Source organism: Micromonospora sp. LOL_014, assembly GCF_048060245.1.
GTDB lineage: Bacteria > Actinomycetota > Actinomycetes > Mycobacteriales > Micromonosporaceae > Micromonospora_E.
Map to the genome: position 1 here is coordinate 1 of NZ_JBHMIP010000074.1, position 2,831 is coordinate 2,831.

At 71.4% G+C, this 2,831-nt stretch carries 3 protein-coding genes and 1 pseudogene; all 4 read left to right on the top strand.

The genetic code is table 11. The features are described from left to right. Positions 1-854, top strand: an 854-nt coding sequence (locus tag ACFHW1_RS28565) for an aldehyde dehydrogenase family protein (RefSeq protein WP_416616678.1), incomplete at its 5' end; no start/stop codon positions are given. A gap of 2 nt (positions 855-856) precedes the next feature. Continuing rightward, positions 857-1,687, top strand: a complete 831-nt coding sequence (locus ACFHW1_RS28570; protein ID WP_416616682.1) for a 2-keto-4-pentenoate hydratase — start codon at positions 857-859, stop codon at positions 1,685-1,687. Then, positions 1,687-2,613, top strand: coding sequence for an acetaldehyde dehydrogenase (acetylating) (locus ACFHW1_RS28575; protein ID WP_416616680.1), 927 nt, complete (start codon positions 1,687-1,689; stop codon positions 2,611-2,613). Before ACFHW1_RS28570 ends, ACFHW1_RS28575 begins: the two co-directional genes overlap by 1 nt. Continuing rightward, positions 2,610-2,831: pseudogene (locus tag ACFHW1_RS28580) on the top strand (4-hydroxy-2-oxovalerate aldolase); the annotation flags it as partial. The gene ACFHW1_RS28575 and the pseudogene ACFHW1_RS28580, both read left to right, overlap by 4 nt.

The window sequence follows — 2,831 nt, forward strand, 5'->3', positions numbered from 1 at the left end:
TCAATGTGGTGCACGGGTTCGGGCCGGGTGCGGCGGGGGAGTGGCTGACCACTCATCCGGGAGTCGACGCGATCACCTTCACCGGTGAGTCGGCGACGGGGTCGGCGATCATGCGGGCGGCGGCCGACGGGGTGAAGGCGGTCTCGTTCGAGCTGGGCGGCAAGAACGCGGGTCTGGTGTTCGCGGACGCGGATCTGGACGCCGCCGTCGCCGGCTCGGTGCGGTCGTCGTTCACCAACGGCGGCCAGGTGTGTCTGTGCACCGAGCGGTTGTACGTGCAGCGGCCGGTGTTCGACGAGTTCGTGGACCGGCTGTCGGCCGCGGCCCGTGACGTCCGGTACGGCTGGCCCGCTGACGAGTCGATCTCGACGATGCCGCTGATTTCGCGCGGCCATCGGGACAAGGTGCTCGGCTTCTATGACCTGGCCCGCGTCGAGGGTGCCGAGGTGCGCGCCGGTGGTGGGGTGCCGTCGTTTGGTGATGCCCGTGATGGTGGCGCGTACGTGGAGCCGACGGTGTTGACCGGGTTGGGGCAGTCTGCGCGGTTGTTGCGGGAGGAGGTGTTCGGCCCGATCTGTCACATCGCCCCGTTCGACACCGAGGAGGAGGCGTTCGCGTTGGCGAACGACTCCGACTACGGGCTGGCGGCGACGGTGTGGACCCGGGATGTGGGGCGGGCGCACCGGGCGGGTGCGCGGTTGGACGCGGGCATCGTGTGGGTGAACACGTGGTTCCTGCGGGACCTGCGGACCCCGTTCGGTGGGGTGAAGGCCTCCGGGGTGGGCCGGGAGGGTGGCGTGCACTCGCTGGACTTCTACTCCGAGTTGACCAACGTCTGTGTGGATCTGACATGAGCGTGACTGTGGATGTCGGGGCCGCTGTCGCGGTGCTGACCGGGGCGTACGACACCGGGGTGCCGTGTGCGCCGCTGCGGAACGGCCTGTTGCCGGTCGGTGACGTGGCCGCCGCGTACGCGGTGCAGCGGGAGTTGGTCGCCGGCTGGACAGGCGCGGGCCGCCGCCGGGTCGGCGCGAAGATCGGCCTGACGTCGCCGGCGGTGCAGGCCGCGTTCGGCGTCTACCAGCCCGACTTCGGGGTGCTCTTCGCCGACATGGCGGTGCCCGACGGCGACGAGGTCGACCTGGCCGGGTTGATCCAGCCCAGGGTGGAGGCCGAGGTGGCGTTCGTGCTCGGCGCGGATCTGCCGGACGGGCCGGCGACCGTGGTTGACGTGCTGCGGGCCACCGACTTCCTGCTACCGGCGGTCGAGATCGTCGACTCCCGGATCACCGGTTGGGACATCTCGATCGTGGACACGGTGGCGGACAACGCCTCGTCGGGGCTGTTCGTGTTGGGTGACCGGCCGGTGCCGGCCGCCTCGGTGGATCTGCGGGGGTGCGGCATGGTGCTGGAATCGGCCGGTGTGCCGGTGTCGGTGGGTGCCGGTGCCGCCTGCCTCGGCAATCCGGTGCACGCCGTCGCCTGGCTGGCCTCGACGCTGGCGGCGGCGGGGGATCCGCTGCGGGCCGGTGACGTGGTGCTCTCGGGTGCGCTGGGCCCGATGGTGCCGGTCACCCCGGGGGCGGCGTACGAGGCACGGATCGCCGGGCTCGGCTCGGTGCGGACCAGATTCAGCGCGGAACCGGCCGACCGGTCGGCCGACGGCGAGTCAGGGGAGGGGTCGTGATGGGTGTCGGGGTGGCGGTGATCGGGTCGGGCAACATCGGCACCGATCTGATGATCAAGGTGCTGCGGCTGTCGGAGTCGCTGGACATGGTGGCGATGGTCGGCATCGACCCGGAATCTGACGGGCTGGCCCGGGCCCGCCGGTTGGGTGTGGCGACCACGAATGATGGGGTCGACGGCCTGGTGGCGATGCCCGAGTTCGCCGACGTCGGGTTGGTGTTCGACGCCACGTCGGCGGGTGCGCACCGGCGCAACGACGAGATTCTGCAGGCGCACGGGCGGACGGTGGTGGATCTGACCCCGGCCGCGGTCGGCCCGTACGTGGTGCCGCCGGTGAATCTGGACGCGCACCTGGCCGAGCCGAACGTCAACATGGTCACCTGTGGTGGGCAGGCGACGGTACCGGTCGTCGCCGCCGTCGCGGCGGTGGCCCCGGTGGCTTACGCGGAGATCGTCGCTTCGATCGCGTCCCGCTCGGCCGGCCCTGGGACGCGGGCGAACATCGACGAGTTCACCCAGACCACCGCCCGCGCCCTGGAGGTCGTCGGCGGTGCCGGCAGGGGTAAGGCGATCATCGTGCTGAACCCGGCGGATCCGCCGCTGCTGATGCGTGACACCGTCTACTGCCTGGTCCCGGCCGGCGTGGACACCGGCGCGGTAGCCGCCTCGGTGGAAGCCATGGTCCGGTCGGTCGCCGGGTACGTGCCCGGCTACCGGCTCAAACAGGCCGTGCAGTTCGACCCGGTCGACGCGTTCGTGCCGGCGCTGGGCAGCCGGTTCACCGGTATCCAGGTGTCGGTGTTCCTGGAGGTCTCCGGTGCCGGGCACTACCTGCCCGCGTACGCCGGCAACCTCGACATCATGACCTCGGCGGCGCTGCGCACCGCGGAACGCCTGGTCGCTCTCCGAGCGGAGGCACGGTCATGACCCGCCTGTACGTGCAGGACGTCACGTTGCGCGACGGCATGCACGCCATCAGGCACCGCTACACCGTCGACGAGGTCCGGGAGATCGCCGCCGCGTTGGACGCCGCAGGGGTCGACGCGATCGAGGTCGCCCACGGCGACGGCCTGGCCGGCTCGTCCGTCACCTACGGCCACGGTGCCGCGTCGGACGCCGACTGGATCACCGCCGCCGCCGAGTCG